The organism is Jatrophihabitans sp. GAS493 (assembly GCF_900230215.1).
Lineage (GTDB): Bacteria > Actinomycetota > Actinomycetes > Mycobacteriales > Jatrophihabitantaceae > MT45.
The window spans coordinates 2008933-2031989 of sequence record NZ_LT907982.1; the positions used below are offsets into that span (position 1 = coordinate 2008933).

Annotated in this window: 27 protein-coding genes; 19 read left to right on the forward strand and 8 right to left on the reverse strand. The window is 65.8% G+C overall.

Annotation, left to right across the window (positions count from 1 at the left end; all coding sequences use genetic code 11):
* The first annotated feature begins 8 nt into the window (after positions 1-8).
* From rplF to map, 8 genes are all read left to right on the forward strand, one after another.
* A complete protein-coding gene (rplF, locus tag CPH63_RS09145) occupies positions 9-548 on the forward strand; it encodes a 50S ribosomal protein L6 (RefSeq protein ID WP_096302613.1) in 540 nt (179 codons plus the stop codon).
* A 3-nt stretch (positions 549-551) separates the two neighbouring features.
* Positions 552-941, forward strand: a complete 390-nt coding sequence (gene rplR, locus CPH63_RS09150) for a 50S ribosomal protein L18 (protein WP_096302614.1) — start codon at positions 552-554, stop codon at positions 939-941.
* A gap of 52 nt (positions 942-993) precedes the next feature.
* Positions 994-1656: a 30S ribosomal protein S5 gene (rpsE, locus tag CPH63_RS09155; protein ID WP_096302616.1), complete on the forward strand. Its 663-nt coding sequence runs from the start codon at positions 994-996 to the stop codon at positions 1654-1656.
* A gap of 11 nt (positions 1657-1667) precedes the next feature.
* Entirely contained in the window at positions 1668-1850 is a 183-nt protein-coding gene (rpmD, locus tag CPH63_RS09160; protein WP_096302618.1) for a 50S ribosomal protein L30, read from the forward strand.
* Positions 1850-2302 carry a 50S ribosomal protein L15 gene (gene rplO, locus CPH63_RS09165; RefSeq protein ID WP_096302619.1) on the forward strand — a complete coding sequence of 151 codons (453 nt, stop codon included), beginning with the start codon at positions 1850-1852 and terminating at the stop codon, positions 2300-2302. Before rpmD ends, rplO begins: the two co-directional genes overlap by 1 nt.
* Before the next feature lie 212 nt (positions 2303-2514).
* Positions 2515-3822, forward strand: coding sequence for a preprotein translocase subunit SecY (gene secY / locus CPH63_RS09170; RefSeq protein WP_096302620.1), 1308 nt, complete (start codon positions 2515-2517; stop codon positions 3820-3822).
* Positions 3822-4475 carry an adenylate kinase gene (locus CPH63_RS09175; RefSeq protein WP_096302621.1) on the forward strand — a complete coding sequence of 218 codons (654 nt, stop codon included), beginning with the start codon at positions 3822-3824 and terminating at the stop codon, positions 4473-4475. Before secY ends, CPH63_RS09175 begins: the two co-directional genes overlap by 1 nt.
* A gap of 10 nt (positions 4476-4485) precedes the next feature.
* The gene (gene map, locus CPH63_RS09180; RefSeq protein WP_096302623.1) at positions 4486-5379 is read left to right on the forward strand and encodes a type I methionyl aminopeptidase; all 894 of its coding nucleotides are present in this window, start codon (positions 4486-4488) and stop codon (positions 5377-5379) included.
* Here the strand turns inward: map and CPH63_RS09185 are convergent.
* Positions 5341-5952 carry a DapH/DapD/GlmU-related protein gene (locus CPH63_RS09185; RefSeq protein ID WP_197704643.1) on the reverse strand — a complete coding sequence of 204 codons (612 nt, stop codon included), beginning with the start codon at positions 5950-5952 and terminating at the stop codon, positions 5341-5343. The genes map and CPH63_RS09185 overlap by 39 nt on opposite strands.
* A gap of 381 nt (positions 5953-6333) precedes the next feature.
* Between CPH63_RS09185 and infA the strand changes: the two genes are divergently transcribed.
* From infA to truA, 8 genes are all read left to right on the forward strand, one after another.
* Positions 6334-6555 carry a translation initiation factor IF-1 gene (gene infA, locus CPH63_RS09190; RefSeq protein WP_091360043.1) on the forward strand — a complete coding sequence of 74 codons (222 nt, stop codon included), beginning with the start codon at positions 6334-6336 and terminating at the stop codon, positions 6553-6555.
* Between the two features lie 28 nt (positions 6556-6583).
* Entirely contained in the window at positions 6584-6697 is a 114-nt protein-coding gene (gene rpmJ, locus CPH63_RS09195) for a 50S ribosomal protein L36 (RefSeq protein ID WP_096302627.1), read from the forward strand.
* Between the two features lie 173 nt (positions 6698-6870).
* Complete coding sequence (rpsM, locus tag CPH63_RS09200) at positions 6871-7251, forward strand: 30S ribosomal protein S13 (protein WP_096302629.1); 381 nt, start codon at positions 6871-6873, stop codon at positions 7249-7251.
* Positions 7251-7655 carry a 30S ribosomal protein S11 gene (rpsK, locus tag CPH63_RS09205; protein ID WP_091360040.1) on the forward strand — a complete coding sequence of 135 codons (405 nt, stop codon included), beginning with the start codon at positions 7251-7253 and terminating at the stop codon, positions 7653-7655. The genes rpsM and rpsK overlap by 1 nt, the downstream gene beginning before the upstream one ends.
* A gap of 29 nt (positions 7656-7684) precedes the next feature.
* The gene (gene rpsD, locus CPH63_RS09210) at positions 7685-8293 is read left to right on the forward strand and encodes a 30S ribosomal protein S4 (RefSeq protein WP_096302630.1); all 609 of its coding nucleotides are present in this window, start codon (positions 7685-7687) and stop codon (positions 8291-8293) included.
* 120 nt (positions 8294-8413) lie between these two features.
* The gene (locus CPH63_RS09215) at positions 8414-9454 is read left to right on the forward strand and encodes a DNA-directed RNA polymerase subunit alpha (protein ID WP_096302632.1); all 1041 of its coding nucleotides are present in this window, start codon (positions 8414-8416) and stop codon (positions 9452-9454) included.
* Positions 9455-9513: 59 nt separating this feature from the next.
* Complete coding sequence (gene rplQ, locus CPH63_RS23495; protein WP_096302634.1) at positions 9514-10203, forward strand: 50S ribosomal protein L17; 690 nt, start codon at positions 9514-9516, stop codon at positions 10201-10203.
* A gap of 51 nt (positions 10204-10254) precedes the next feature.
* Positions 10255-11172, forward strand: a complete 918-nt coding sequence (gene truA / locus CPH63_RS09225; RefSeq protein WP_096302636.1) for a tRNA pseudouridine(38-40) synthase TruA — start codon at positions 10255-10257, stop codon at positions 11170-11172.
* A gap of 20 nt (positions 11173-11192) precedes the next feature.
* Here the strand turns inward: truA and CPH63_RS09230 are convergent, their stop codons facing one another.
* From CPH63_RS09230 to CPH63_RS09250, 5 genes are all read right to left on the reverse strand, one after another.
* Entirely contained in the window at positions 11193-12089 is an 897-nt protein-coding gene (locus CPH63_RS09230; protein WP_241895857.1) for a triacylglycerol lipase, read from the reverse strand.
* Between the two features lie 160 nt (positions 12090-12249).
* Positions 12250-12837: an alpha/beta hydrolase gene (locus CPH63_RS09235; RefSeq protein ID WP_096302640.1), complete on the reverse strand. Its 588-nt coding sequence runs from the start codon at positions 12835-12837 to the stop codon at positions 12250-12252.
* Between the two features lie 42 nt (positions 12838-12879).
* Positions 12880-13656 (reverse strand): hypothetical protein, encoded by a 777-nt coding sequence (locus CPH63_RS09240; protein WP_157749407.1) that lies wholly within the window; start codon positions 13654-13656, stop codon positions 12880-12882.
* Between the two features lie 111 nt (positions 13657-13767).
* The gene (locus CPH63_RS09245; RefSeq protein ID WP_096302644.1) at positions 13768-14637 is read right to left on the reverse strand and encodes a siderophore-interacting protein; all 870 of its coding nucleotides are present in this window, start codon (positions 14635-14637) and stop codon (positions 13768-13770) included.
* A 50-nt stretch (positions 14638-14687) separates the two neighbouring features.
* Positions 14688-16877 carry a bifunctional diguanylate cyclase/phosphodiesterase gene (locus CPH63_RS09250; protein WP_096302645.1) on the reverse strand — a complete coding sequence of 730 codons (2190 nt, stop codon included), beginning with the start codon at positions 16875-16877 and terminating at the stop codon, positions 14688-14690.
* A gap of 259 nt (positions 16878-17136) precedes the next feature.
* Between CPH63_RS09250 and CPH63_RS09255 the strand changes: the two genes are divergently transcribed.
* The 3 genes from CPH63_RS09255 (at position 17137) to CPH63_RS09265 (ending at position 21774) form a co-directional block, all read left to right on the forward strand.
* Positions 17137-18672 (forward strand): hypothetical protein, encoded by a 1536-nt coding sequence (locus CPH63_RS09255; RefSeq protein ID WP_096302646.1) that lies wholly within the window; start codon positions 17137-17139, stop codon positions 18670-18672.
* Between the two features lie 59 nt (positions 18673-18731).
* Positions 18732-18950: a hypothetical protein gene (locus tag CPH63_RS09260; protein ID WP_096302648.1), complete on the forward strand. Its 219-nt coding sequence runs from the start codon at positions 18732-18734 to the stop codon at positions 18948-18950.
* A gap of 199 nt (positions 18951-19149) precedes the next feature.
* Positions 19150-21774, forward strand: coding sequence for a LuxR C-terminal-related transcriptional regulator (locus CPH63_RS09265; protein WP_157749408.1), 2625 nt, complete (start codon positions 19150-19152; stop codon positions 21772-21774).
* Between the two features lie 63 nt (positions 21775-21837).
* Here CPH63_RS09265 and CPH63_RS09270 read toward each other — a convergent pair whose 3' ends face one another.
* Positions 21838-22473, reverse strand: a complete 636-nt coding sequence (locus CPH63_RS09270; protein WP_157749409.1) for a potassium channel family protein — start codon at positions 22471-22473, stop codon at positions 21838-21840.
* Between the two features lie 107 nt (positions 22474-22580).
* The gene (locus tag CPH63_RS09275) at positions 22581-22991 is read right to left on the reverse strand and encodes an SHOCT domain-containing protein (protein WP_096302652.1); all 411 of its coding nucleotides are present in this window, start codon (positions 22989-22991) and stop codon (positions 22581-22583) included.
* Between the last annotated feature and the right edge of the window lie 66 nt (positions 22992-23057).

Consider the following 23057-nt stretch of genomic DNA (forward strand, 5'->3'; position numbering starts at 1 on the left):
GAAGCAGCATGAGTCGCATTGGAAGGCTGCCGATTCCCGTCCCAGGCGGGGTCGACGTCACGATTGACGGGCAGCAAGTCACAGTCAAGGGCCCGAAGGGGTCCCTCAGCCACACGGTCGCCGAGCCGATCAGCGTGGACAAGGCCGAAGACGGCTCCCTCGAAGTCGCTCGTCCGAACGACGAGCGTCAGTCGAAGGCACTTCACGGCCTGTCCCGCACGCTGATCGCCAACATGGTCACCGGTGTCACCACCGGCTACGTGAAGACCATGGAGATCGTCGGCACCGGTTACCGTGTCGCGGCCAAGGGCTCGGACCTCGAGTTCGCCCTCGGCTTCTCGCACCCGGTACTGGTCACGGCGCCGGACGGCATCACGTTCAAGGTCGAGGCCCCGACCCGCTTCACCGTCGAGGGCATCGACAAGCAGAAGGTCGGCGAGGTCTCGGCGAACATCCGCAAGCTGCGCAAGCCCGACCCGTACAAGGGCAAGGGCGTGCGGTACCAGGGCGAAGTTGTCCGCCGCAAAGCCGGAAAGACAGGTAAGTAAGCCATGGCCGCATCCTCGATTCTCAAGAAGGCCCGCCGCTCCGCCGGCATTTCGGCCACCCGTCGGGTCTCGAAATCCCGTCGTCACTTCCGGCTGCGCAAGAAGGTCGTCGGCAGTGCCGAGCGTCCGCGTCTGGTCGTCACCCGCTCGTCGCGTCACCTGTTCGCGCAGGTTGTCGACGACAGCCTGGGCAAGACACTGGCTTCGGTCTCGACCTACAAGCTGACCGACGGCAACAAGACCGCGCAGGCCACCCTCGTCGGCGGCAAGCTCGCCGAGGCGGCCAAGGCGGCCGGCATCACCAAGGTCGTCTTCGACCGGGGTGGCGCCACTTACACCGGGCGTATCGCGGCTTTCGCCGACGCTGCCCGTGAAGGCGGTCTCGAGTTCTGATGAGCAACCGCCACACTGCAATGAACGTAAAGATGATTGGAAGGAACGGCTGATGCCCGGACCACAGCGCACAGGTCGCACCGGTGCCGCCGGCGGCGGCAACGACCGCGGCGGCAATGAGCGCGGCGGCAACGACCGCGGCGGTCGTGGCGGACGCGAAGGCGGACGTGACGGTGGACGCGGCAATGACCGTGCCGAGAAGAGTGCCTACCTCGAGCGGGTAGTCACGATCAACCGAGTCGCCAAGGTCGTCAAGGGTGGTCGTCGCTTCAGCTTCACCGCCCTGGTCGTCGTCGGCGACGGTGACGGCACGGTCGGCGTCGGCTACGGCAAGGCCAAGGAAGTTCCGGCCGCGATCGCCAAGGGCGTCGAGGCTGCTCGCAAGAACTTCTTCAAGGTCCCGCGCATCCAGCAGACCATCCCGCACCCGGTTCAGGGTGAGAAGGCCGCTGGCGTCGTGCTCCTCAAGCCGGCCAGCCCCGGTACCGGTGTTATCGCCGGTGGCCCGGTGCGTGCCGTTCTCGAGTGCGCCGGCATCCACGACGTGCTGAGCAAGTCCCTCGGCTCAGACAACCCGATCAACATCGTGCACGCCACGGTGGCTGCCCTGCAGCAGCTCGTCCGTCCGGAAGAGGTTGCGGCTCGCCGTGGCCTGCCGCTGGAAGACGTCGCTCCTGCCGGTCTGCTCCGTGCCCGCGCCGGCCAGACGAGTTAGGAGGCTGAACCATGAGCCGCCTGAAGATCACCCAGACGAAGTCCGGGATCGGCTACAAGCAGAACCAGCGTGAGACGCTGCGTTCCCTCGGCTTGAAGCGGATGCGCGACACCGTAATCAAAGAAGACCGTCCCGAGATCCGCGGCATGATCAACACTGTGCCGCACCTGGTAACGGTCGAGGAGGTTGACTAATGACTAACGGACCACTGAAGGTTCACCACCTTCGCCCGGCCGAGGGCGCGCACACCAAGAAGACCCGCGTGGGTCGCGGTGAGGCGAGCAAGGGTAAGACCGCCGGTCGCGGTACCAAGGGTACGAAGGCCCGCTACCAGGTTCCCGCCCGCTTCGAGGGTGGCCAGATGCCGATTCACATGCGTCTGCCCAAGCTCAAGGGCTTCACGAACCGCTTCCGCGTCGAGTACCAGGTCGTGAACCTGGATCGCCTCGCGGAGCTCTTCCCGAACGGCGGAACGATCGGTGTCGACGAGCTCGTCGCCGCCGGCGCGGTCCGCAAGGGCCAGCTGGTCAAGGTTCTCGGCGACGGGGACCTGGGCAGCGTCAAGCTCGACATCACCGCGAACAAGTTCTCGGGTTCCGCCCGTGAGAAGATCGCGGCCGCTGGCGGAAGCGTCACCGATCTGTAGCATCAGACTTCGTGTTTCTGTACCACCGTGGGCACGGCGGACGAGGACCAATTCACCCCGAATCGGACTCGCCGCTGTGCCTTCGGTGCAGATGCGCTAGCCTGACCCGGTGCTGCGTTCTCGCGTAGCCCTTAAACTTTCCGTATCTGAAGCTATTCAACCGGTAGCCAAGTAGCGCGATCCCAGCGATCGCCTCGTCCGCAGGAGGATCCGTGCTCAGTGCCTTTGCCTCGGCATTCCGCACGCCAGATCTGCGAAAGAAGTTGCTCTTCACCTTCGCGATGATCGCGGTGTACCGACTCGGAGCATCCGTTCCGACTCCGAACACCAGTAGCAAGGGCATCAGCGACTGCATTACGCAGGGCGCGAATGGCGCCAACAAGGACATCTACTCGCTGATCAACCTGTTCTCAGGTGGCGCGCTACTGAAGCTCTCGGTCTTCGCGCTCGGCATCATGCCGTACATCACCGCCAGCATCATCATCCAGTTGCTCGTCGTGGTGATCCCGCGATTCGATGCGTTGAAGAAGGAGGGGCAGTCCGGACAGCAGAAGCTGACTCAGTACAGCCGCTACCTGACCATCGGTCTGGCCATCCTGCAGTCCACCGGCTTCATCGCCCTGGCCCGCACCCAGCAGCTGTTCCCCGGCTGTACCTCTCAGATCCTCTACCGCGAAGACATCTTCACCCTCGGCACGATGGTCATCTGTATGACCGCGGGCACCTCCATCATCATGTGGATGGGCGAGATGGTCACCGACCGTGGCGTCGGCAACGGTATGAGCGTCCTGATGTTCACCTCGATCGCCGCTCGCATCCCGAGTGAGGGCAACGCGATCCTGAAGAACAGCGGTGGCTTCGCCTTCTTCCTGATCATCTGCCTCGGCCTGGCGATCATCGCGGCCGTGGTCTTCGTGGAGCAGGCCCAGCGGCGGATCCCGGTTCAGTACGCGAAGCGAATGGTGGGGCGGCGCCAGTTCGGCGGTACTTCGACCTACCTGCCGTTGAAGGTCAACCAGGCCGGCGTCATTCCGGTGATCTTCGCGTCCTCGCTGCTCTACATTCCGCAGCTCATCTCACAGTTGGTCGGTTCGACGTCGGGCACGTTCTACCGCTACGTGAACAACTACATCATCAACCAGCAGTCGGCCGTGCACATCGCGATCTACTTCGCGTTGATCATCTTCTTCGCCTACTTCTACGTCAGCATCACGTTCAACCCTGAAGAGCGCGCGGACGATATGAAGAAGTACGGCGGCTTCATCCCGGGTATCCGCCCCGGCCGCCCGACCGCTGAGTACCTCGCGTTCGTGCTGTCGCGGATCACACTCCCCGGCGCGATCTACCTCGGTATCATCGCGGTACTGCCGAACCTGTTCTTCTCCGTGTCCGGCGGCAACAACCAGAACTTCCCGTTCGGTGGCACCGCGGTGCTGATCATGGTCGGCGTGGGGCTGGATACCGTGAAGCAGATCGAGAGCCAGCTGCTTCAGCGCAACTACGAAGGGTTCTTGCGATAGTGAGGCTAGTGCTCGTAGGCCCCCCTGGAGCGGGCAAAGGAACCCAGGCCGAGTTCATCGCTGAGAATTTCACGATTCCGAAGATCTCGACCGGCGATATCTTCCGCGCCAACGTCTCGGGTGGTACCGATCTGGGCAAGCTGGCCAAGAAGTTCATGGACGCCGGAGATCTCGTTCCGGACGAGGTCACCAACGCCATGGTCCGCGACCGGCTTGGTGAGCCGGATGCATCCGACGGCTTCCTGCTGGACGGCTTCCCGCGCAACGTCGCACAGGCCTACGAGCTCGACAGCATGCTCAATGATCTCGGCTCCTCGCTCGACGTAGTTCTCGAACTCGAGGTCGAACACGAAGAGGTCGTGAAGCGGCTATCCGGCCGGCGCACCTGTCGCAACTGTGGCCACGTCTGGCATCTGGAGTACGACCCGCCGACGGTCGTGGGTGTCTGTGACCGCTGCAGCGGCGAGCTCTACCAGCGTGACGACGACTTCCCGGAGACCGTTCGTCATCGTCTCGAGGTCTACTCCGCTCAGACCTCACCGCTGATCGAGTTCTACATCTCGCGTAAGCAGCTGGTACGTATCGACGCCCTCGGCGCCGTCGAGGACGTCACCGACCGCGCGATCGCGGCGCTCTCGGCCGCCCGCTCCTAGGAGGGGCTCTATGCGCCGTATCCGCAATCAGATCGAGCTGAAGTCGGCCGAGCAGTTCGCCCTGATGCGCGAGGCCGGTCTAGTCGTGGCTCAGGGGCTCGCGGCGATGCGGGCGGCGGCCGCCCCTGGCGTCTCGACCGCCGACCTGGACGAGGTCGGCCGCGAAGTTCTGGCCAAGGCCGGCGCGGCCTCCTCCTTCCTGCACTACGACATCGGCACCGGGCCGTACCCAGGGGTCATCTGCGCGTCGGTGAACGATGAGATCGTGCACGGCATCCCGTCCCCGGCGACTGTGCTGCGCGACGGTGACATCATCTCCATCGACTACGGCGCCATCGTGCACGGCTGGCATGGCGATTCGGCGCTCACCGTGCTCGTGGGTGACGTCAGCGATTCGGCCCGAGCGCTCTCGGCAGCCTGTGAGAAGTCGATGTGGGACGGGCTGGCCGCGGCGGTGGTCGGCGGACGTCTCTCGGACATCTCGCACGCGGTCGAGACGTCGGTGCTGGCCTCTGGCGACGAGTCGGAGTTCGGTCCCTTCGGCATCGTCCAGGGCTACGGCGGCCACGGTATTGGGTCGGCTATGCACATGGATCCGCACGTGCTCAACTACGGTCGGCCGGGCCAGGGGCCGAAGCTCACCGCCGGCATGGCACTGGCCATCGAGCCGATGATCACCCTCGGATCTCCAGAGACATCCGAGCTCGAGGATGGTTGGACCGTAGTGACGGCCGACGGGTCACTCGCGGCGCACTGGGAGCACACCATCGCCCTCTTCGACGACGGCCCGTGGGTGCTCACCGCCGAGGACGGCGGCCGGGCCGAGTTCGCCGCCCGCGGCCTGACGCTAACCGCCGCCGCCGGCTCACGGTTCGCGCAGCGAGCGGATGACCCGGGCCGGTGACCCGGCGGCGACACTGAAGTCCGGGATATCCCGCGTGACGACCGAATTCGCGCCGATCGCACAGCGCCGACCCACGGTTACCCCGCTGGTGATCACGCTATTGACTCCGATCCAGGTGTTGTCGCCGATCCGGGTCGGCCCCTTGCTGGCGTACCCCTGCCAAGGCATCGGTTCGTCGGTGTCGTCATTGCGGTGCGCGGAGTCGGTGATCAGACAGCCGTTGCCGATGAGCGTGTGATCACCGATCTGCACCAGATCGCTGGCCGCCACCATCACATTGCGGTTGAGTATGCAGTTCGCGCCGATCTCGATCCGCCCGGCGTAGGAGGTGAGCCAGACTCCGTCCTCGAAGAGCGTCTGCTCGCCCAGCCGGAGGCGGTTCTCGCGCAGCAGTTGCAGCGGCTCGCCGTAGAGGCGCCCCCGGGCGAAGCACTGGCGGCGGGCCAGTTCGACGTGCAGCGCCGCCAGCTGCCACGGCGTCTGCGCGCGGCGATACCAGCGCCATTTCTGGGCGAAGAGCACCGCCAAATCGACGCTGCGGTCGACGTCGCGACGCACACGCTTCAGATCCACGACGGAGAGCCTACTTCGGTCGCCCAGGGCCGCAGACCACGCGGTTTGGAGTACGCGGCTACACCGCGTACAGTTGTCAGAGGTCCACGTCGCCTTTCTCGACGTCTGCATTGGCCGCAGGCACGAGGAATGGAAACCTTCGGCAGACCTGCGTCGCCTCTCTACCTAGCTCAGCGGTTTGCTGCGGTAGTGGGTTGGTGGGCAGGGTCGGACCACGGTAGCTAAGCCCTAGTTGCTGAGACTTCACGGTCTCGCGCGACCCGGGCCATGCTGCGCTGGGTTCGTAAGTCTTCCCGGTACAGGCAACATCCGTAAGACGAAAGCAAATACGCTGCCGCTCACCACCGCCAAGTGGGAGCAGCAGCCAGAAATGTGGGGGAAATGCCCAAGAAAGACGGGGCCATCGAGGTCGAAGGCCGTGTGGTCGAGCCGTTGCCGAACGCAATGTTCCGAGTGGAACTGAGCAACGGTCACAAGGTGCTCGCACACATCAGCGGCAAGATGCGCCAGCACTACATCCGCATCCTCCCGGAGGATCGCGTGGTCGTCGAGCTGTCGCCCTACGACCTCACCCGCGGGCGCATCGTCTACCGCTACAAATAAACCAACACCGAGAATCAGAGGATGGGCCGTGAAGGTCAACCCGAGCGTCAAGCCAATGTGCGACAAGTGCAAAGTCATTCGTCGTCACGGTCGAGTCATGGTGATCTGCGAGAACCTGCGTCACAAGCAGCGCCAGGGCTAGTCAGCGGAACTCCGCCGACAACTGAATAAGCGCACGCCACCTCGGCGGGTCGGATCCAGTGGGTCCGCACTGTCGAGTCCACCCCCGGACGAAGGCCGGGGCCCGCGAAGCAATCTTCACGGGAACGGGTGCGCACCACACCTTCGACCAGCAACATAGGAGAACCATCCCGCATGGCACGTCTTGCCGGCGTTGATCTACCCCGCGACAAGCGGATGGTAATCGCGCTCACCTACATCTACGGCGTAGGCCGTACCCGCTCGGAGCAGGCCCTCGCGGCCACCGGGATCAGCGAAGATCTGCGCACCAAGGATCTGACCGACGATGACCTGGTCAAGTTGCGCGAATACATCGACGCGCACTTCCAGGTCGAAGGTGACCTCCGTCGTGAGGTCGCAGCCGACATCCGGCGCAAGATCGAGATCGGATGCTACGAAGGCATCCGGCACCGTCGTGGCCTGCCCGTCCACGGCCAGCGCACCAAGACCAACGCTCGCACGCGCAAGGGTCCGAAGAAGACCATCGCTGGCAAGAAGAAGGCAGGTAAGAAGTAATGCCTCCCAAGTCCCGTACCGCCGGACCGAAGAAGATCCGGCGCAAGGAAAAGAAGAACGTCGCCCACGGCCACGCTCACATCAAGAGCACGTTCAACAACACGATCGTGTCGATCACCGACCCGCAGGGCAACGTCATCAGCTGGGCATCCGCTGGTCACGTCGGCTTCAAGGGTTCGCGTAAGTCGACTCCGTTCGCCGCGCAGATGGCCGCCGAGAGCGCCGCCCGCAAGGCCCAGGAGCACGGCATGCGCAAGGTTGACGTCTTCGTCAAGGGCCCCGGCTCAGGACGTGAGACCGCGATTCGTTCACTGCAGGCAACCGGCCTCGAGGTCGGCACCATCTCCGACGTGACCCCCCAGCCGCACAACGGCTGCCGCCCGCCCAAGCGGCGCCGGGTCTGACGGCCGCGATCAAGAGGATTTGAGAGAACATGGCACGTTATAGAGGACCAGCGACGCGCATCTCGCGTCGACTCAATGTTGACCTCGTCGGTGGAGACGCCGCGTTCGAGCGTCGTCCGTACCCTCCGGGCCAGCACGGTCGCGCTCGCATCAAGCAGAGCGAATACCTGCTGCAGCTCCAGGAGAAGCAGAAGGCCAAGTACAGCTACGGCGTTCTGGAGAAGCAGTTCCGCAAGTACTACGAAGAGGCGGTGCGTCGCCAGGGCAAGACCGGTGACAACCTGCTGCAGATCCTCGAGTCGCGGCTGGACAACGTCGTCTACCGGGCCGGCCTGGCCCGTACCCGTCGGGCGGCCCGCCAGCTGGTGAGCCACGGTCACTTCGTGGTCAACGGCCACAAGGTCGACGTCCCGAGCTACCGGGTGACGCCGTACGACATCATCGACGTCAAGCCGAAGTCGCTGGAGACCACCCCGTTCATCATTGCGCGGGAGACCCTCGGCGATCGTCCGGTTCCGGGTTGGCTGCAGATCGTGCCGTCCCGTCTTCGCGTCCTCGTGCACCAGCTGCCCGAGCGCGCGCAGATCGAGATCCCGGTTCAGGAACAGCTCATCGTCGAGCTCTACTCCAAGAACTAAGTCTCCGCTCCTGGTGGCGGCCCGTACTCGGGCTGCCACCAGGATTGGAGCGCCCACAACTGAATACAAAATCTACGGACGTCATATAGCGGTCGTCCCTGTGTAAGAAGGAGCTCCACCTTGCTGATTTCCCAGCGCCCGTCCCTGACGGAAGAGACCATCGCCGAAAACCGCTCGCGGTTCATCATCGAGCCGCTCGAGCCCGGTTTCGGCTACACCCTCGGTAATTCGCTTCGCCGTACCCTGCTCAGCTCGATCCCGGGCGCGGCCGTCACCAGCATCCGCATCGACGGTGTGCTGCACGAGTTCACCACCGTCGAAGGCGTCAAAGAGGACGTCACCGACATCATCCTGAACCTGAAGGAACTGGTCGTCTCCAGCGACTCCGACGAGCCGGTCGTCATGTACCTGCGCAAGCAGGGTCCGGGCGAGGTCACCGCCGCCGACATCGCTCCGCCGACCGGGGTCGTCGTGCACAACCCCGACCTGAAGATCGCCACGATCAACAAGAAGGGTCGCCTGGAGATCGAGCTCGTCGTCGAGCGTGGCCGCGGCTACGTCACCGCAGTGCAGAACAAGCAGCCCGGCCAGGAGATCGGCCGCATTCCGGTCGACTCGATCTACTCCCCGGTCCTCAAGGTCACCTACGGCGTCGAGGCCACCCGCGTTGAGCAGCGCACCGACTTCGACCGCCTGGTCGTCGACGTCGAGACGAAGTTCTCGCTCACCCCGCGCGACGCCGTCGCCTCGGCCGGGCACACCCTGGTCGAGCTCTTCGGTCTCTTCCGCGAGCTGAACGACGAGGCCGAGGGCATCGACGTCGGACCGTCGCCGTCCGAGGTCGCCGACATCGCGGCCTTCTCGATGCCGATCGAGGAGCTCGACCTCACGGTCCGCTCCTACAACTGCCTCAAGCGCGAGGGCATCCACAACGTGGGTGAGCTCGTCGGGCGCAGTGAGGCCGATCTGCTCGACATCCGTAACTTCGGACAGAAGTCGATCGACGAGGTCAAGGTCAAGCTCGCAGGTCTGGGCTTGGCGCTCAAGGACAGCCCGCCCGGATTCGAGCTCAGCCACGCTGTCTCCTCCTACGGGGACGAGAGCACTGACGAAACCACCGCTGACGACGACGTCGACTTCGCGGAAACCGAACAGCTTTAACCCAACACCTGGTTTGCTCCGGCGGTAGATCCGCCGGATTTCATTGAGGAGCACGACAAATGCCTACGCCCACCAAGGGTCCCCGCCTCGGCGGCGGCCCCGCCCACGAGCGGCTGCTGCTCGCGAACCTCGCGACTGCACTCTTCGAGCACGACCGCATCGTGACCACGCAGGCCAAGGCCAAGCGCCTGCAGCCGCTGGCCGAGAAGCTCATCACCTTCGCGAAGCGGGGTGATCTGCACGCTCGTCGCCAGGTGCTGAAGGTGATCAACGGCAACGAGACGAACAAGGCCGTCGTTCACAAGCTCTTCGCTGAGATCGGCCCGAACATGGCCGAGCGTCCGGGTGGCTACACGCGGATCATCAAGACCAACCCGCGCAAGGGCGACAACGCCCCGATGGCGATCATCGAGCTGGTGCAGGAGTCGGCCGGCAAGAAGGTCGTCCGTGAGGCCGAAAAGGCTCGCGGCACCAAGGTCGCCGAGTCGAAGGCTCCGACCGGTCGCACCAAGGAGATCGCCGAGGACGCGAAGAACGAGTCGGCCACGGCCGCCAGCGTTCTCGCCGCTGACGAAGCGTCCACCGAGGCATCGGCCGAAGCTGCCGAGAATGAAGGCGTCATCGAGTCGGCCGGCGTGACCGAGGCTGAGGTCGAGGCGGCCGCCGAGGTCATCGGCGAGCCCGAGGCCGGCGCGGAGCTGGCTGCGGCCGACGAGTCGGCTGAAGCCGAAGCCGAGACCGACAAGTAAATACCGGATACTCTCCGGTTGATCTTCCCGTCGAGCGACGGACCACCATCGATGACTGACGCAGAAGCTGAGGTCGCCGGCGGAGGTCCGTCGCTCGACGTTTCTGTCTCCGGCGCTCGCTCAGGGCCGGGCGCGGTTCCCGATCCCACTGTGCGGGTGCGGCTGGACCTCGGCTATGACGGTGCCCAGTTCTCCGGCTGGGCCGTCCAGCGCGACCGGCGAACCGTGCAGGGAGAACTGCAGGCGGCGCTGGCCAGGATCCTGCGCCTGGACGCGGTCACCCTGACGGTGGCCGGCCGCACCGACGCCGGCGTGCACGCCACCGGCCAGGTCTGTCACTTCGACGTGGCGGCCCTGCTCTGGTCGGAGCAGGAGCCGATGCTGCTGCGCCGACTTGGCGGGGTGCTCGCACCGGACGTGCGGGTGCACTCGGCCCGGGTCGTCCCGGCCGACTTCGACGCCCGCTTCTCAGCGCTGTGGCGGCACTACCGGTATCGGATCAGCGACCTCCCCGGTGGGGGCGATCCGCTGCGCCGCGGCTTCGTGCTGAACTGGCGGCGCCCGCTGGACACCGATCTCATGCAGCTCGCCGCGACGCAGATCCTCGGTCTGCGCGACTTCGCCGCCTTCTGCAAGTTCCGCCCGGAGGCGACATCGATTCGCACCATGCAGCACTTCACCGTGCAGCGATCGGCCGGCGGCGAGATCGTCTGCGAACTGCGGGCCGACGCCTTCTGCCACTCCATGGTGCGGTCACTGGTCGGTGCGCTCATCACAGTGGGGGAGGGGCGGCGTGACCCCGACTGGCCGGCTTCGCTGCTGACCCGGAGCACCCGGGCCGACGACGTTCCGGTGGTCGCCCCCCATGGCCTGGTGCTCTGCGAGGTCGGCTACCCGGCCGACGATGAGCTGGCCGCCCGCAGCGCCGTCACCCGCAACCGTCGCGATGATGCGACGGCCGCGGGTTAGCGGCGATCCCGACTGGGTTCCTAGAGGCCGAAGCCGTTCGAGCAGGCCACCGTGGCGGCGCTGCTCGGGTCGAGGGCGTTGAGCACCAGCTGCAGCGCGTACTGGTCGTCGGCGATACCGAGGTGGCCGACGCCGTCGTTCGGGCAGGCCTTCTGGATGACGATGTTGGTGACGTCGCCCCCCGTCAGCAGCGCCGAGGTGTACGGCGTGACGACCTCGTCGTGAGTCGTGGTGATCACCGTGTACTTGACGCCGGGGACCGTGTCGCCGCCGGCGTTGAGGTTGGTCAGGAATGGTGACCCGGTGATCTGCTGGGTGCCCGCCGTTCCGAGCAGACCGCCGATGCCAGGCCCGAAGACGCCGGCGAGGCCGCCGACGTCGGTGCCGTGGTTGGACGGCACCAGGCCGACCAGCTGGGTGACCTTGGCCGCTCCGCCGAGAAACTTCAGGTAGTAACGGGGCATCATCCCGCCCTGCGAGTGCCCGACGATGTCGACCTTGGCGGTGCCGGTCGAGGCGAGCACGCGATCGATGAAGCTCGATAGCTCGCCGGCTGAGGTCGGGATGTCGCCGGTGCCCTTGAGTGAGCCGGTACCCCCGTAGTTCAGCGCGAAGACGCAGTAGCCATGGTTCACCAGCAACGGCGAAAGGGCCGTCCAGTTGAGGTTCTCGTTCTCCGATGTCCCGTGCACCAGCACCACGGCCCGTGGGTGCGCCGCGCTCGGCTTACAGGACCAGTTGTTCGCCCCCGGCGGAGAGGTGTCCGGGTGAAAGAAGCCGTTGACGATGTTGGAGCCCGCGTCGTAGCTGACCGGTAGCGCGCTGGCCGCGCCGGCGCCGGACGATCCAACCACCAGCGCAACCGCAGCCGCACCGACCAGTAAGGCGGCGAACGACAGGAGACGTTTCTTGGACACGTGAAATCCCCGTTGTGATCCAGGTCGCACCCCGTTGCGCGACCGTCCGACCATGGCAGCGCGGCACTTGCGTGTCAATAAGTATTGAAAAGTCGCCTGACCAAACGTGGGTATTTGCTAGCTTTGCGGGGAAAGCGCCGCATGTGAAATATGCGAGACGTTAGAAGAATGCGAGGTTGTCGCGGCCGCACCAGCTCAAGACGGCGGGCCAGGGTCCGAAGCCGGAGTCCACGTTCAAGTGGCCACCCCCCTCGACGAGCGTGGCCGCCATCTTCAACGGTCGTGCGTAGGCGGCGGCGATCCCCTCCGGGCAGTGCGGATCCACGTCGCCGCCGACCAGCACGGTCCCGTCGGCTCCGGCCCGAACGGCGTCGATCTCCATCGGCACGGGGAAGAAGGACGCCACCGCCGCTTCGTCCAGCTCCGGCGTCGGCGGCGCGACCAGGGCGACCCGGGCCGGCCGGGGGGAGGTGTTCGGCCGATGCACGTGGTGCAGCCAGAGCACCGCCCCGAGGGAGTGGCCGAGCACGTCGTAGCCGTCCTCCGGCAGGCCGTCGAGCGTCTCTGCGAGGGTGCTCAGCCAGGGCTCCAACTCGGGCTCGTCGGGGTTCGGAAACTCCGGGAAACGCACCTCGCGACCGGCCGCCAGAAGGTCGTCGGCCAGCAGCCGCTGCCAGTGCCCGGGGCCGGACCCGCCCCAGCCGTAGAGCAGGACCGTGGGGACAGTACGGGTGGGGCGACGAGGCATGAACCGAGCCTACAGAGGCCGTGAGCCCGAGTGATTGGACGGTTAGGAGGCATCCTCGTCGGCTCGTTGCAGGTTCTCTTCGCCGACCCAGGCTGCGCCGTCCGCGGCCGGTACGGGATCGTAGTGCGGGATGAAGAACGCTCGCCAGGCCTGCGACGGCTCGCCCTCGACGCTCAAGACGCAGCTCGATCCGTCTTCGGCGACGATCAGCTGGGCCGGGCGATCGGGGTAGCGGCAGTCATAGACCTGGATGAGACTGGCGTGGACTCCGGGGGTGAAGTCGTAGGCCACCACCTGGTGAGAGGCGGTGAGGGCTTCGTCGGAGACGAGCCCCAACGGCATCGGGTAGCCCTCCTCGAGCCAGCCCTGCAGGCTTCTCAGACTCGTGCGAGTCTCGTGCCGCCGCACCCGCTCCGGCGCCGCCCGCAGGAAGGGGTAGCGCAGCAGGTTCTCCGGATGGATCGGCAGCACTCGGGCCCGCCCGCCCGGCATCGGAACGCCGATGGCGGCCGGGCTCAGCCCGACCGAGGCCAGGTGACGACGGTAGATGAGTTCATGCAGCCCGCTGCCCACGGCCGGCACCCCCGCGCCCGGAAAGTCCTCGCCCCGCTGCGGCGGTGCGGGCCGGTCTGCGTGGAAATTGTCCAGGGCGGCAAAGCCCATTCCTCCGCAGAGGCCGCCGAAGGTGACCCGGGGAATCCGAATCGGCCCGACGGCGATGGCGTCCCAGAGGATCGAGTCGAACGAGTTGTCGAAGTGGAAGCCGTGCCGATGCAGGTCGAAGGTGGTCTTCCCGGCTGGGCTGCCCATGGTGGGCATCGGCGACCTCCTAGCGTGGGGTTCAGCTCGTGGGGTTCAGCTCGTGGGTTCGGCTTGCAAGTCTCAACCATGATTATGGCCCGGATGCTGTAAATCGCCGGCGTGGCGCCGTCAGTCGCGGGCCCACTCGGCCTTGGCCGCCCGCCAGGCCTCGTCGTCCGATCCGAGTCGCCAGTAGCCAGAGATGGACAGCTGCTCGCGCGCAACCCCCCGCTCGTTGAGGAGCAGCCGACGTAGCTGCTTGACGAAGCCGGCCTCGCCGTGGACGAAGGCATCGACACGACCAGTAGGAAAAGTAAGGGCATTCACCTCATCCACGACCCGCGAACCGACCGGGGCGTCGCCGCGGTGCAGCCAGGTGACGTCGGCCGTGGTGTTGATGGCCACCTCGTCGGCAGCGTCGTGGACCTCGATGAGGATCTGCGCCCGGGCGCCGTCGGGTAGCCGCTCGGCCGCCACCGCGATCGCCGGGATTGCGCTCTCGTCGCCGACGAAGAGATACCAGTCCGCGTCGGCGTCGGGGCGGTAGCCGCCGCCTGGGCCGAGCAGCAGCAACTCGTCGCCGACGGCCGCCTGCGCCGCCCACGGACCGGCGAGTCCCGAGTCGCCATGCACGACGAAGTCCAGCGTGAGTTCCAGGGCGACTCGATCGAAGGCGCGCACAGTGTAGGTGCGTAGCCGGGGCTGATGCTCTCGCGGAAGCGCGGTACGCACCGTGGCCAGATCCAGCGGCTGCGGGTAGGTGACGCCCGGGGTCAGGAAGACCACCTTGACGTAGGCATCGGTGGCCTCGGACCCGTCGTACTTCTCGGCGAATCGGGCCAGGTCTGCGCCGCCGACCACCACCCGCACCATCGACGGCGTCAACTCCTGGACCCGCTGCACGGTCGCCCGGTACGGAATCCTGGGTTGGCTGCTCTGGTCGTTCGGCCGCCGTGGGGTGGTCGCTGCCGGTTCAGTGGTGATCGCCTCGCTGCTCATGCAACTAAGGCTAGCCTAACTTCGACCCCGTTCCTCGGGTTGCGTCGGATTCAGGCGACTCGCTTAGCCTGACGCTGAGCATTGAGCAGGTTGCGAGCGTCGTCGAGCGGCACTGGGCGCGACCAGAGATACCCCTGGCCGTACGCGCAGTTGAGTTCACGCAGCCAGTCGGCCTGGTCGCTGTGCTCGATGCCTTCGGCTACGGTGGTGAACTTCATGTTGTGGCTGAGCGCGATGATCGCCTCCGCCAGTGATGCCGCCTGCTCATTCGTGGTCACGTGATCGACGAAGGACTTGTCGACCTTCAGCAGGTCGATCGGCAGCTGGGATAGATAGGCCAACGAGCTGTAACCGGTGCCGAAATCGTCGATGGCGATTCGCACCCCGAGCTCGCGCAGCGCGGTCAGTCGCGGGGTCACGGCCTCCAGGTCGCCGAGTACGACCGTCTCGGTGATCTCCAGAACGAGCCGGTCCGAGGGTAGCTGCGTCTCGGCCAGAAGCGCGGTGACCTGCTGGACGAAACCCGGGTCGCTCAGTTGCTGCGATGCGACATTCACCGACATCTTCGGTTGCAGTTCCGGACGCTGCATGTCGGCTGCGGCGAAGCAGGCCTCGCGCAGCACCCAGGCTCCCAGGGGGAGGATGAGTCCGGTTTCTTCGGCCATCGGGATGAACTTGTCCGGCCCGAGCAGCCCGAGTGTGGGGTGCTGCCAGCGCACCAGCGCCTCGAAGCCGATGATCTCGGTCGTGACCAGATCGATGGTCGGCTGGTAGTGCAGTACGAGCTCCGAGCGGGTCAGGGCCCGCTGCAGATCGGCGCGCAGTTCCAGGCGCCGCATCGCTTCGCTGTGCAGCTTGGCTTCGTAGACCGCGATGGCAGATTTGCCGCGATCTTTCGCCGTGTACATCGCGACGTCGGCGTTGCGCAGTGCCACCTCTGCGGTCACCTCGCCGGTTACGGCGTGAGCGAGGCCGATACTCGCCCGCACGGTCACCTCACGGCCGGCTACCTCGAACGGTGACTCGAGGGCGGCCTGCATGCGTTCGGCAACGATCTGAGCCGCGGCCAGATCGGTCGACTCCATCAGCACCGCGAACTCGTCACCACCCAACCGGGCCGCCGTATCGCCGGCCCGCACCACACTGCGCAACCGTTCGCCGGCCTCGACGAGTACCTGATCTCCCGCGCCGTGGCCGAAGGTGTCGTTGACGCTCTTGAAGTCGTCCAGGTCGCAGAAGAGGACGACAAGCTCGGCTGGGCCGCCGGGTCGCAGCACGAGCGCATGCTCAAGCCGATCGCCGAAGAGCTGCCGGTTGGCCATCCCGGTGAGGGAGTCGTGGAATGCCTGGAACTTGAGGCGCTCCTCCATATCGCGACGCGCGGTGACATCCCGCAGTGTGAGGACCAGCCCGCCTACCGCCGGGTCGGCCAGGCGATTGCTCAGGGTCCCCTCGACATGCAGGGTGCGCCCGTCGGCGTGCTTCACCCGCAGCATCACTTCGGTCTCGGCGCCGGCGCCGGGGCTGGCCAGCAGGTGCAGGCAGACGTCGAGATCGTGCGGATGCACGATCGAGGTGAAACGGGTTCCGATGAAGTCCCCGACGCTGATGCCAAGGATGCGTCTCACCGACGGCGTCACGAAGGAGACAGTTGAGTCGGCGTCGCAGACGGCCACCACGTCGCCCGAGTTTCGGATTAGGGCGGCCAACCGCTGCTCGCCGACGAGGGAAGTCTGCTGCTCGGTGAGCTTGGCCTGCAGCTCGCGGTGACGGGCGACCAGGCGGCGGAACCAGATCATCCAGCCGAAGGAGGCGATGACCAGCAGCGCGACGTAGGCGAATTTGGCCTCAACGTCGAGCGTGCGGTGGCGGGCGGCCAGATCCTCGCCCAGGCGATCGATGTCGTGCTGTAACTCGGTCGACGCGGCCGGATCCGTTGCGTTGTACGTTGCCGCCGCCTGTCGCGCGGCCGTCAGGTGGGACGCCGAAACTCCGGATCCGTTGAGCCGGTTCACAGCGGCCCCGACCTCATCGCCCGTCACGTTCGGGGTGGCCGCGTGCAGGCGCCCGGCAAGGGAGGCGATGACGACCTGATCCCGGCTGACCGGTGCCACCCGGTCATAGACGTAGGCGAGGAGCATGAACTCCGCGAAGACCACAAGCACCGTCCCGAGGACCGTGGCGGCGGCGCGGAGGCGTGAGGCCGCGACTGTCTCAGATGACGCAGGCACATCAGTCACGGGCACATCGATCACGTGGGTCCTCACGGAGGCGGGGCGCCGGTGGCAGGAAGCGCTACTGGTCCGATCGGCCGGTCGGGCGCTTTCCTGAGCCGGACGCCGGTGCCGGGCCAGTCGCGCTGCGCCGAGTCAGTTCGCCCTCCCAGCCGGCGACCTCCGGGACGTTTCATCCCGCTCGGATGAGCACGGGCCGGGCGCGGTGGGAGATGCTGACGCGATCCGGGGCATTTCATCACTGAGCGTTCTAAGAGGGGGCGGCGTGGCTACGTCAGATCCGAGCCAATCGGCGGAGGGCAGCGAGCCCGCATCCGACACCGAACCCCTCCCGACCGAGGAGACGGAACCGGTCCAATCGATTGAGCCGGCCACCGCGACTGAGCCGCTCGAAACAGTCGCGTCGGAACCAACGGTCGAGCCGGCCACCGCGACTGAGCCGCTCGAAGCGAGTGCCCCAGTCGAGACGCTCGACGCGAGTGCCCCAGTCGAGACGCTCGACGAAGCTGAGCTGCTGCGTCGGCAGAACGCAGAGTTGCTTCGGCGTAACAGCGAACTGGAGAAGCGAGTTCAGCGACCGCCGCGAAATTGGGCCAATATCGCCCGGGCCGCCGGTGTCTTCGTCCTCGTTCTCCTCGGGGCTGTCTGCGCCACCCTCTCGGTGCCGGCGATCTGGAGCCGCAACCTGGTGCTGAACACCGATCGTTACGTTCAGACGATGACCCCGCTGGCCAGCAATCCCGGCATCCAGGCAGCGGTCATCAAAGCGGTTGATCAGCAGTTCGCCGAGAACGTGGATGTCAAGGCGCTGCTGGCCGACGTCCTCCCGCCGCGGGCCGCCGTGCTGGCCGGGCCGCTGCAGAGCGCAGCGAATTCCCTGGTGAACACCGTCGCGACGAAGTTCGTCGAGAGTGACGCGTTCGTGACGATCTGGGTGCAGGTGAACAAGATCGCGCATACCCAGATCGTTGCCCTCCTCACCGGCAAGGGCAGTGCCAGTGACGTGCTCTCGATCCAGAACGGCAATGTGCTGCTCAATCTCGCCCCCATCGTCGAACAGGTGAAGACCCAGTTGGTGCAGGCCGGCCTTGGTGTCGCGGCGAGGGTGCCGGCCGTTGGCGTAACCATCCAGATTGCGGAAGTGAAGGGCATCGAAGCGGCCCGAACCTACGTTCATCTGCTTGATCGAATAGCGCATTGGCTGCCGCTACTGGCGATAATCTTCTTTGTTTTGGCGGCATTTCTCTCCCGTCGACACCGGCGTACGGTGGTGATCTCGGCCCTCTCGACCGCCTTCGGGATGCTGTTGTTGGGGATTGGGCTGGCCATCGGCAAGAGCGTGTACCTCAATGACCTGCCGTTGCAGTACCTCACGGAGTCCTCGGCCGGCGAGCTCTTCGACACGGTGGTGCGGTACCTGCGGGACGGCCTGCGCCTGGTGTTCGTCGGCGCCCTGCTGGTCACGCTGATTGTCTGGCTCACCGGTCCGACGACCTCGGCCACCAAGTTGCGCCGGGTCGTCGTCGCCGCGCCCAAGGTGGTCACCGAGCAGTGGGTGGGAAGTCCGGCCGGGCAGGTCATCGCTGAGAATCGCGTGGTTTTCTCGGTCGGTGTCGCCGCTCTCGCAGCGCTCGTGCTCCTGCTCTGGAGCGATCCTTCGGTACTGGTGGTGGTGGTGATCGCCGTCATCACCGGGGCGATCCTGCTCGTGTTGAACTCGTTTCGAGTCACTTCGAACGGGGCTGACCCCGACTCATCCCCGGCGGGTGATTCCCTGGGCACAGTGGTGGGCGCACGATAGTCATAACGTCGAAGAAGCCACGGAATAGCGCAGTCGGCGCAAGGTGCAGTGGAGGAGTCGTGACCGGAGTCGCATATGAGATTCGGATATCCGGCACGCTTGGACCTGCGGCGCGCGAGGCCTTCGACGGGCTCTCCGTCGACACCGAGCCGACGTCGACGGTGCTCTCCGGAGAACTAGATCAGGCCGCCTTGCACGGGCTGATCGACCGCGTTCGGGCATTGGGATTGGAGTTGGTGGATATCCGACGGGTGCGTCCCACTAACTCCGGGCAATGAACTCGTGAGTAACAACGAATTCGGCCCCAGCCTGCTTAATAGTTGTGCATGCAAATTAACGTTTGATGTTTTGTTTAGGCGTCTGTACCAAATGTTTGGACAAGGGTATAAGGTTACGCTCACTCCCGGTGCTTCAATGTGCTCAGCTGGTTGTGGACAGTCGTAAGCGAATCACGCTCCTCAGAGATGAGACTCGTCAGTGTCTTCGTACTCGCCCTTGGCCCGCAAAGTCACGCCTACGGCGCTGCCGGCTCGCCTGATTTCGAGGCCGCGGCTGACCGGCAAGCTGGATGACGGGGTACAGGGCCCGCTGACCTTGGTCGCGGCTGGTCCCGGCTCGGGCAAGACGGTGCTTCTCGGTGACTGGGCGAATTCCCAGCAGCGTCCGATCGCCTGGGTCTCCCTGGATGCGCCAGACAACGATCCTGATCGATTCTGGCCGCTGGTCGGGTTGGCGCTGCAGACCGCTGGGCTCATCGCCGAGAACGAGGGCCTCAACGGCCTGCCCCACGACCAGACCGACACCGGCCAGTTCATGGCCGCGCTCGTCGAAGCGCTTCCGGGATCGCAGCCGGTCACCCTTGTCCTCGATGACGCGCATGTGCTGTCCAACCCGTCGCTGCTGGCCGAGATCGATGCGGTAATTCGCTACGGTTTCCCGCGGTGGCGCATAGTGCTCAGCACTCGCAGCGATCCGCTGTTGCCCCTGCATCGCTACCGTCTGGCCGGTCAGATGACCGAGTTGCGGGCCGACGATCTGGCTATGACCCGGGCCGAGGCGAGGGCGCTGCTGACCGCGCACGACGTGACGCTGCGCCAGTCTGAGCTGGCGATGCTGACCCATCGGACCGAGGGGTGGGCCGCTGGTCTGCGCCTGTCGGCGATGAGCATGGCCGGCAGCCGCGACCCGGGGCGATTCGTCACGCAACTGGCCCTGGATCAGGGCAGCGTCGGTGAATATCTAATGGAGGAGGTTCTCGACCGCCAATCCGCGCCGGCGCGTCGACTACTCATCCAGACCAGCTTTCTCGACGAGGTAACCGGACCTCTCGCGGCTGCGGTGACCGGGATCGAGAACAGCTCCGAGCTGCTGGCGGACATGGCCCGCACGAACTCCTTCGTCATCCCGCAGGGCAACGAGCCCGGGCGCTATCGCTATCACCAGCTCCTGGCCGAGATTCTGAACTACCTCAGTCGCCGTGAATACGGCAAGGAGACGCTGGAACTGCGTAAGCGAGCCGCGGCCTGGTTCGAGGCGAACGGCGATCCGTCGTCGGCGATGCGGTTCGCCGTCGAGGCGCACGACTGGCCGCGGGCCTCGTCGGTGCTGATCCGCGGCGGCTTCGCCAAGGCATTCATCGAACGCAAGGACATCCTCGATCTCGGCCTGGGCAACTTGCTGGCGGTTGACAATGACCCTGAGCCCACTAGCGACGAGGGTTCCGACGCGAAGGTGGCGCAGGCCGTCGTCGCCGCCGTTCTCGGGCGTTTGGATGTCGCCCGGGAGCATCTGCAGCAGGCCCGCACCCGAACCCTCACCGCGGACGCCGACGCGACCGCCGCTCTGGTCGAGGTGATCGCGGCCCAGCAGGACGGGTCACTCTCCGGACTGGATGCCGCCGCCTCGACGCTGCTCGCCGAACGCCACCCAGTTGACGCAGTGCGCACGACGACCGGCCTGCGCAGCGCCGTGCAGCTCACCCGCGCCGCCCATCAGTATTGGGAGTTCGGGCCGCGGCCCCAGTTCGACCAGATCCTCTTCGAGGCGCTCGACGAGGCGCATGGCGGGGGCATGCCGGGGCTGGAGCTTGAATGCCTGGGTTACCTTCAGCTCGCCTATACCGTCTCCGGTCGCGGTGAGCATGCCAACGACTGCGAGCTTAAATCGCAGACCCTGGTGCGCCGGAACCCGCAGCTGCAGCGCACCACGGTTCATCATCTCGCGAACGCGACGGCGGCCTACCTGCAGACGGATCTGAATAACGCGGCGCGTTTCGTGAGCCGGGCCGAGCAGACCAAGATCGTGGACGCCGATCCGCCGCTGCGGGCCGCGGTGGCCCTGATGCACGGCTGGATCCTGATCGCCTCCGGCCGTGTCGCCGACGCCCACCACCACCTGATGTCAGCGCCGGAGCTCGGACGCTCGCTCCCGGGGCACCTTGCCCGCAGTCGGGCGCGCGCGCTGGCCGAGATCGAGACCAGAATGGGGCGTCCGCATGCGGCGCTCAAGGCGATCGGGGACTCCGCCGCCGACCTGCGGGACCCGATGCTGGCGATGGCCGGGGCCCGAGCCTTCATCGCCCTCGGCGACGCGGACGCCGCCCGGGATGCGCTGCGTCCAGCGCTGATCTCCTCGGACAACACCGCACCGTTGCCGGTCCTGATCGAGGTCTTCCTCACCTCGGCCAAGGTCGCGGAGCTGGGTGGTAACGACGCGCGCGCCGTCGAAGAAGTGATGCGGGCGACCGGTCTGGCCACGGAGTCCATCACTCAGCCGTTCGCCGATGCCCGTCCGATGCTGGATGAACTGCTCAGACGCCACCCGGAGGCTGTGGCGGCGTGGCCGAACACCGGCTCGAGCGGCGAACTCGATGCCGAGCAGGTAGCCAGCCCGCGGGTGCGGTCGCTGGCCGAGCCGCTGACCGACCGCGAGACGGCGGTGCTGCGCCGGCTCGCCACGACCATGACCACGGCCGAGATCGGCAACGAACTCTGCGTCTCGATCAACACGGTGAAGACGCACATCGCGGCCATCTATCGCAAGCTCCCCGCCGCCGGTCGTCGCGATGCGGTGGCCCGAGCCCGTCAGCTCGAACTGCTCTAAGGCCGCAGGCTCGAACTGCTCTGAGCCACGGGCTCGAACTGCTCTGAGTCGAAGGGCGGGTCGTTACTGGCGCCGGCGGTTGCTCACCACGACCGCGACCACCGTGACCAGGTAGAGCTGGCCGAAGAGCGCTTCGATGGCCACCAGCATCCGGCCGGCATCGTTGGCCGGGGTGAGGTCGCCGAAGCCGACGGTGGTGAGGGCGATGAAGCTGAAATACAGGTACGAGACGGCGTCCTGGGGGCCGCTCTGAGCGAAGAACCCATCGTTTCGCACGATGCCGATCAGCGCGTAGATCGATGCGAAGAGCAGCCCGAAGAGGATGTAGATCGCCAGCGATCCGGCCAGCGTACGAGTCGTCACCTGCCGCTTGGCGATCAAGTGGAAGGCGATGGCCCCGATGGTGGTGGCGCAGAGCACCGCGCTGACCGTTGCGATGACCGCGCGCGGTGCGTCGCCGTTGTCGAACTGTGCGGCGATGCTGGTGATCAGCGAGACGATGGAGAACGTCACCGCAACTACGAAGTACCGACGGGGAACGTTGGCCGTCCAGAGGGCGAAGACGAAGATGAGGGCGAGCGCCACGACGACGGCAACGCCGAGTGTCCGGTCGTTGAACGGGGAGAGCACCAAGGCTCCGACCACCAACATCAGCACGATGTCGTAGCGGCCGGAGCCTCGGTGTAACAGCCTGTTCAAGTTTCCCGATCTGGGCTCGGACGGCGGTTGCGTGCTCATTCCGTCGCTCGGGTCGGTCACTTCTGCCCGCGTCAGTTCTGGTCGCGTCAGTTCTGGTCGCGTCAGAGCTACGCGAGCAGCTTGGCCTTCTGGGTATCGAACTCAGCGGCAGTGAGGACACCCCGGTCGCGCAGCTCGGCCAGCTTGTGCAGCTCGTCGGCGGTGTTGGTCGGGGTGCCGGCCGCGGACTTGATGTAAGCCTGAGCCGCCGCTTCAGCCTGTTCGGCGTGCTTGCGCTCATGCGCGTACATCTTGTCGCCGCGGGCGATCAGGTAGATCAATGCGCCGAGGAACGGTAGGAAGATCATGACGATCACCCAGATCGCCTTGACCCAGCCGTTCATGTCCTCGCTGCGGAAGATGTCGCTGATGATGCGGATCAGCAGGAAGATCCAGAGAATCCAGAGGAACAGCCAGAGCATGGTCCAGAAGATGTTCAGCAGGGGGTAGTTGTAATCGGAGGCGAGAGGCGCAGCCATGGTCTTCCCTTCAGTTCCGCGTCAGGTGACGATCGAAACATACGTTAATGCTCAACCGGATGTGGG

Bases quoted from the DNA above. Each gene is read 5' to 3' on its own strand.
- rplF (WP_096302613.1), top strand. From the start codon at position 9: ATGAGTCGCATTGGAAGGCTGCCGATTCCCGTCCCAGGCGGGGTCGAC.
- rplR (WP_096302614.1), top strand. From the start codon at position 552: ATGGCCGCATCCTCGATTCTCAAGAAGGCCCGCCGCTCCGCCGGCATT.
- rpsE (WP_096302616.1), top strand. From the start codon at position 994: ATGCCCGGACCACAGCGCACAGGTCGCACCGGTGCCGCCGGCGGCGGC.
- rpmD (WP_096302618.1), top strand. From the start codon at position 1,668: ATGAGCCGCCTGAAGATCACCCAGACGAAGTCCGGGATCGGCTACAAG.
- rplO (WP_096302619.1), top strand. From the start codon at position 1,850: ATGACTAACGGACCACTGAAGGTTCACCACCTTCGCCCGGCCGAGGGC.
- map (WP_096302623.1), top strand. From the start codon at position 4,486: ATGCGCCGTATCCGCAATCAGATCGAGCTGAAGTCGGCCGAGCAGTTC.
- infA (WP_091360043.1), top strand. From the start codon at position 6,334: ATGCCCAAGAAAGACGGGGCCATCGAGGTCGAAGGCCGTGTGGTCGAG.
- rpsM (WP_096302629.1), top strand. From the start codon at position 6,871: ATGGCACGTCTTGCCGGCGTTGATCTACCCCGCGACAAGCGGATGGTA.
- rpsK (WP_091360040.1), top strand. From the start codon at position 7,251: ATGCCTCCCAAGTCCCGTACCGCCGGACCGAAGAAGATCCGGCGCAAG.
- rpsD (WP_096302630.1), top strand. From the start codon at position 7,685: ATGGCACGTTATAGAGGACCAGCGACGCGCATCTCGCGTCGACTCAAT.
- rplQ (WP_096302634.1), top strand. From the start codon at position 9,514: ATGCCTACGCCCACCAAGGGTCCCCGCCTCGGCGGCGGCCCCGCCCAC.
- truA (WP_096302636.1), top strand. From the start codon at position 10,255: ATGACTGACGCAGAAGCTGAGGTCGCCGGCGGAGGTCCGTCGCTCGAC.
- CPH63_RS09235 (WP_096302640.1), bottom strand. From the start codon at position 12,837: ATGCCTCGTCGCCCCACCCGTACTGTCCCCACGGTCCTGCTCTACGGC.
- CPH63_RS09240 (WP_157749407.1), bottom strand. From the start codon at position 13,656: ATGCCCACCATGGGCAGCCCAGCCGGGAAGACCACCTTCGACCTGCAT.
- CPH63_RS09245 (WP_096302644.1), bottom strand. From the start codon at position 14,637: ATGAGCAGCGAGGCGATCACCACTGAACCGGCAGCGACCACCCCACGG.
- CPH63_RS09275 (WP_096302652.1), bottom strand. From the start codon at position 22,991: ATGGCTGCGCCTCTCGCCTCCGATTACAACTACCCCCTGCTGAACATC.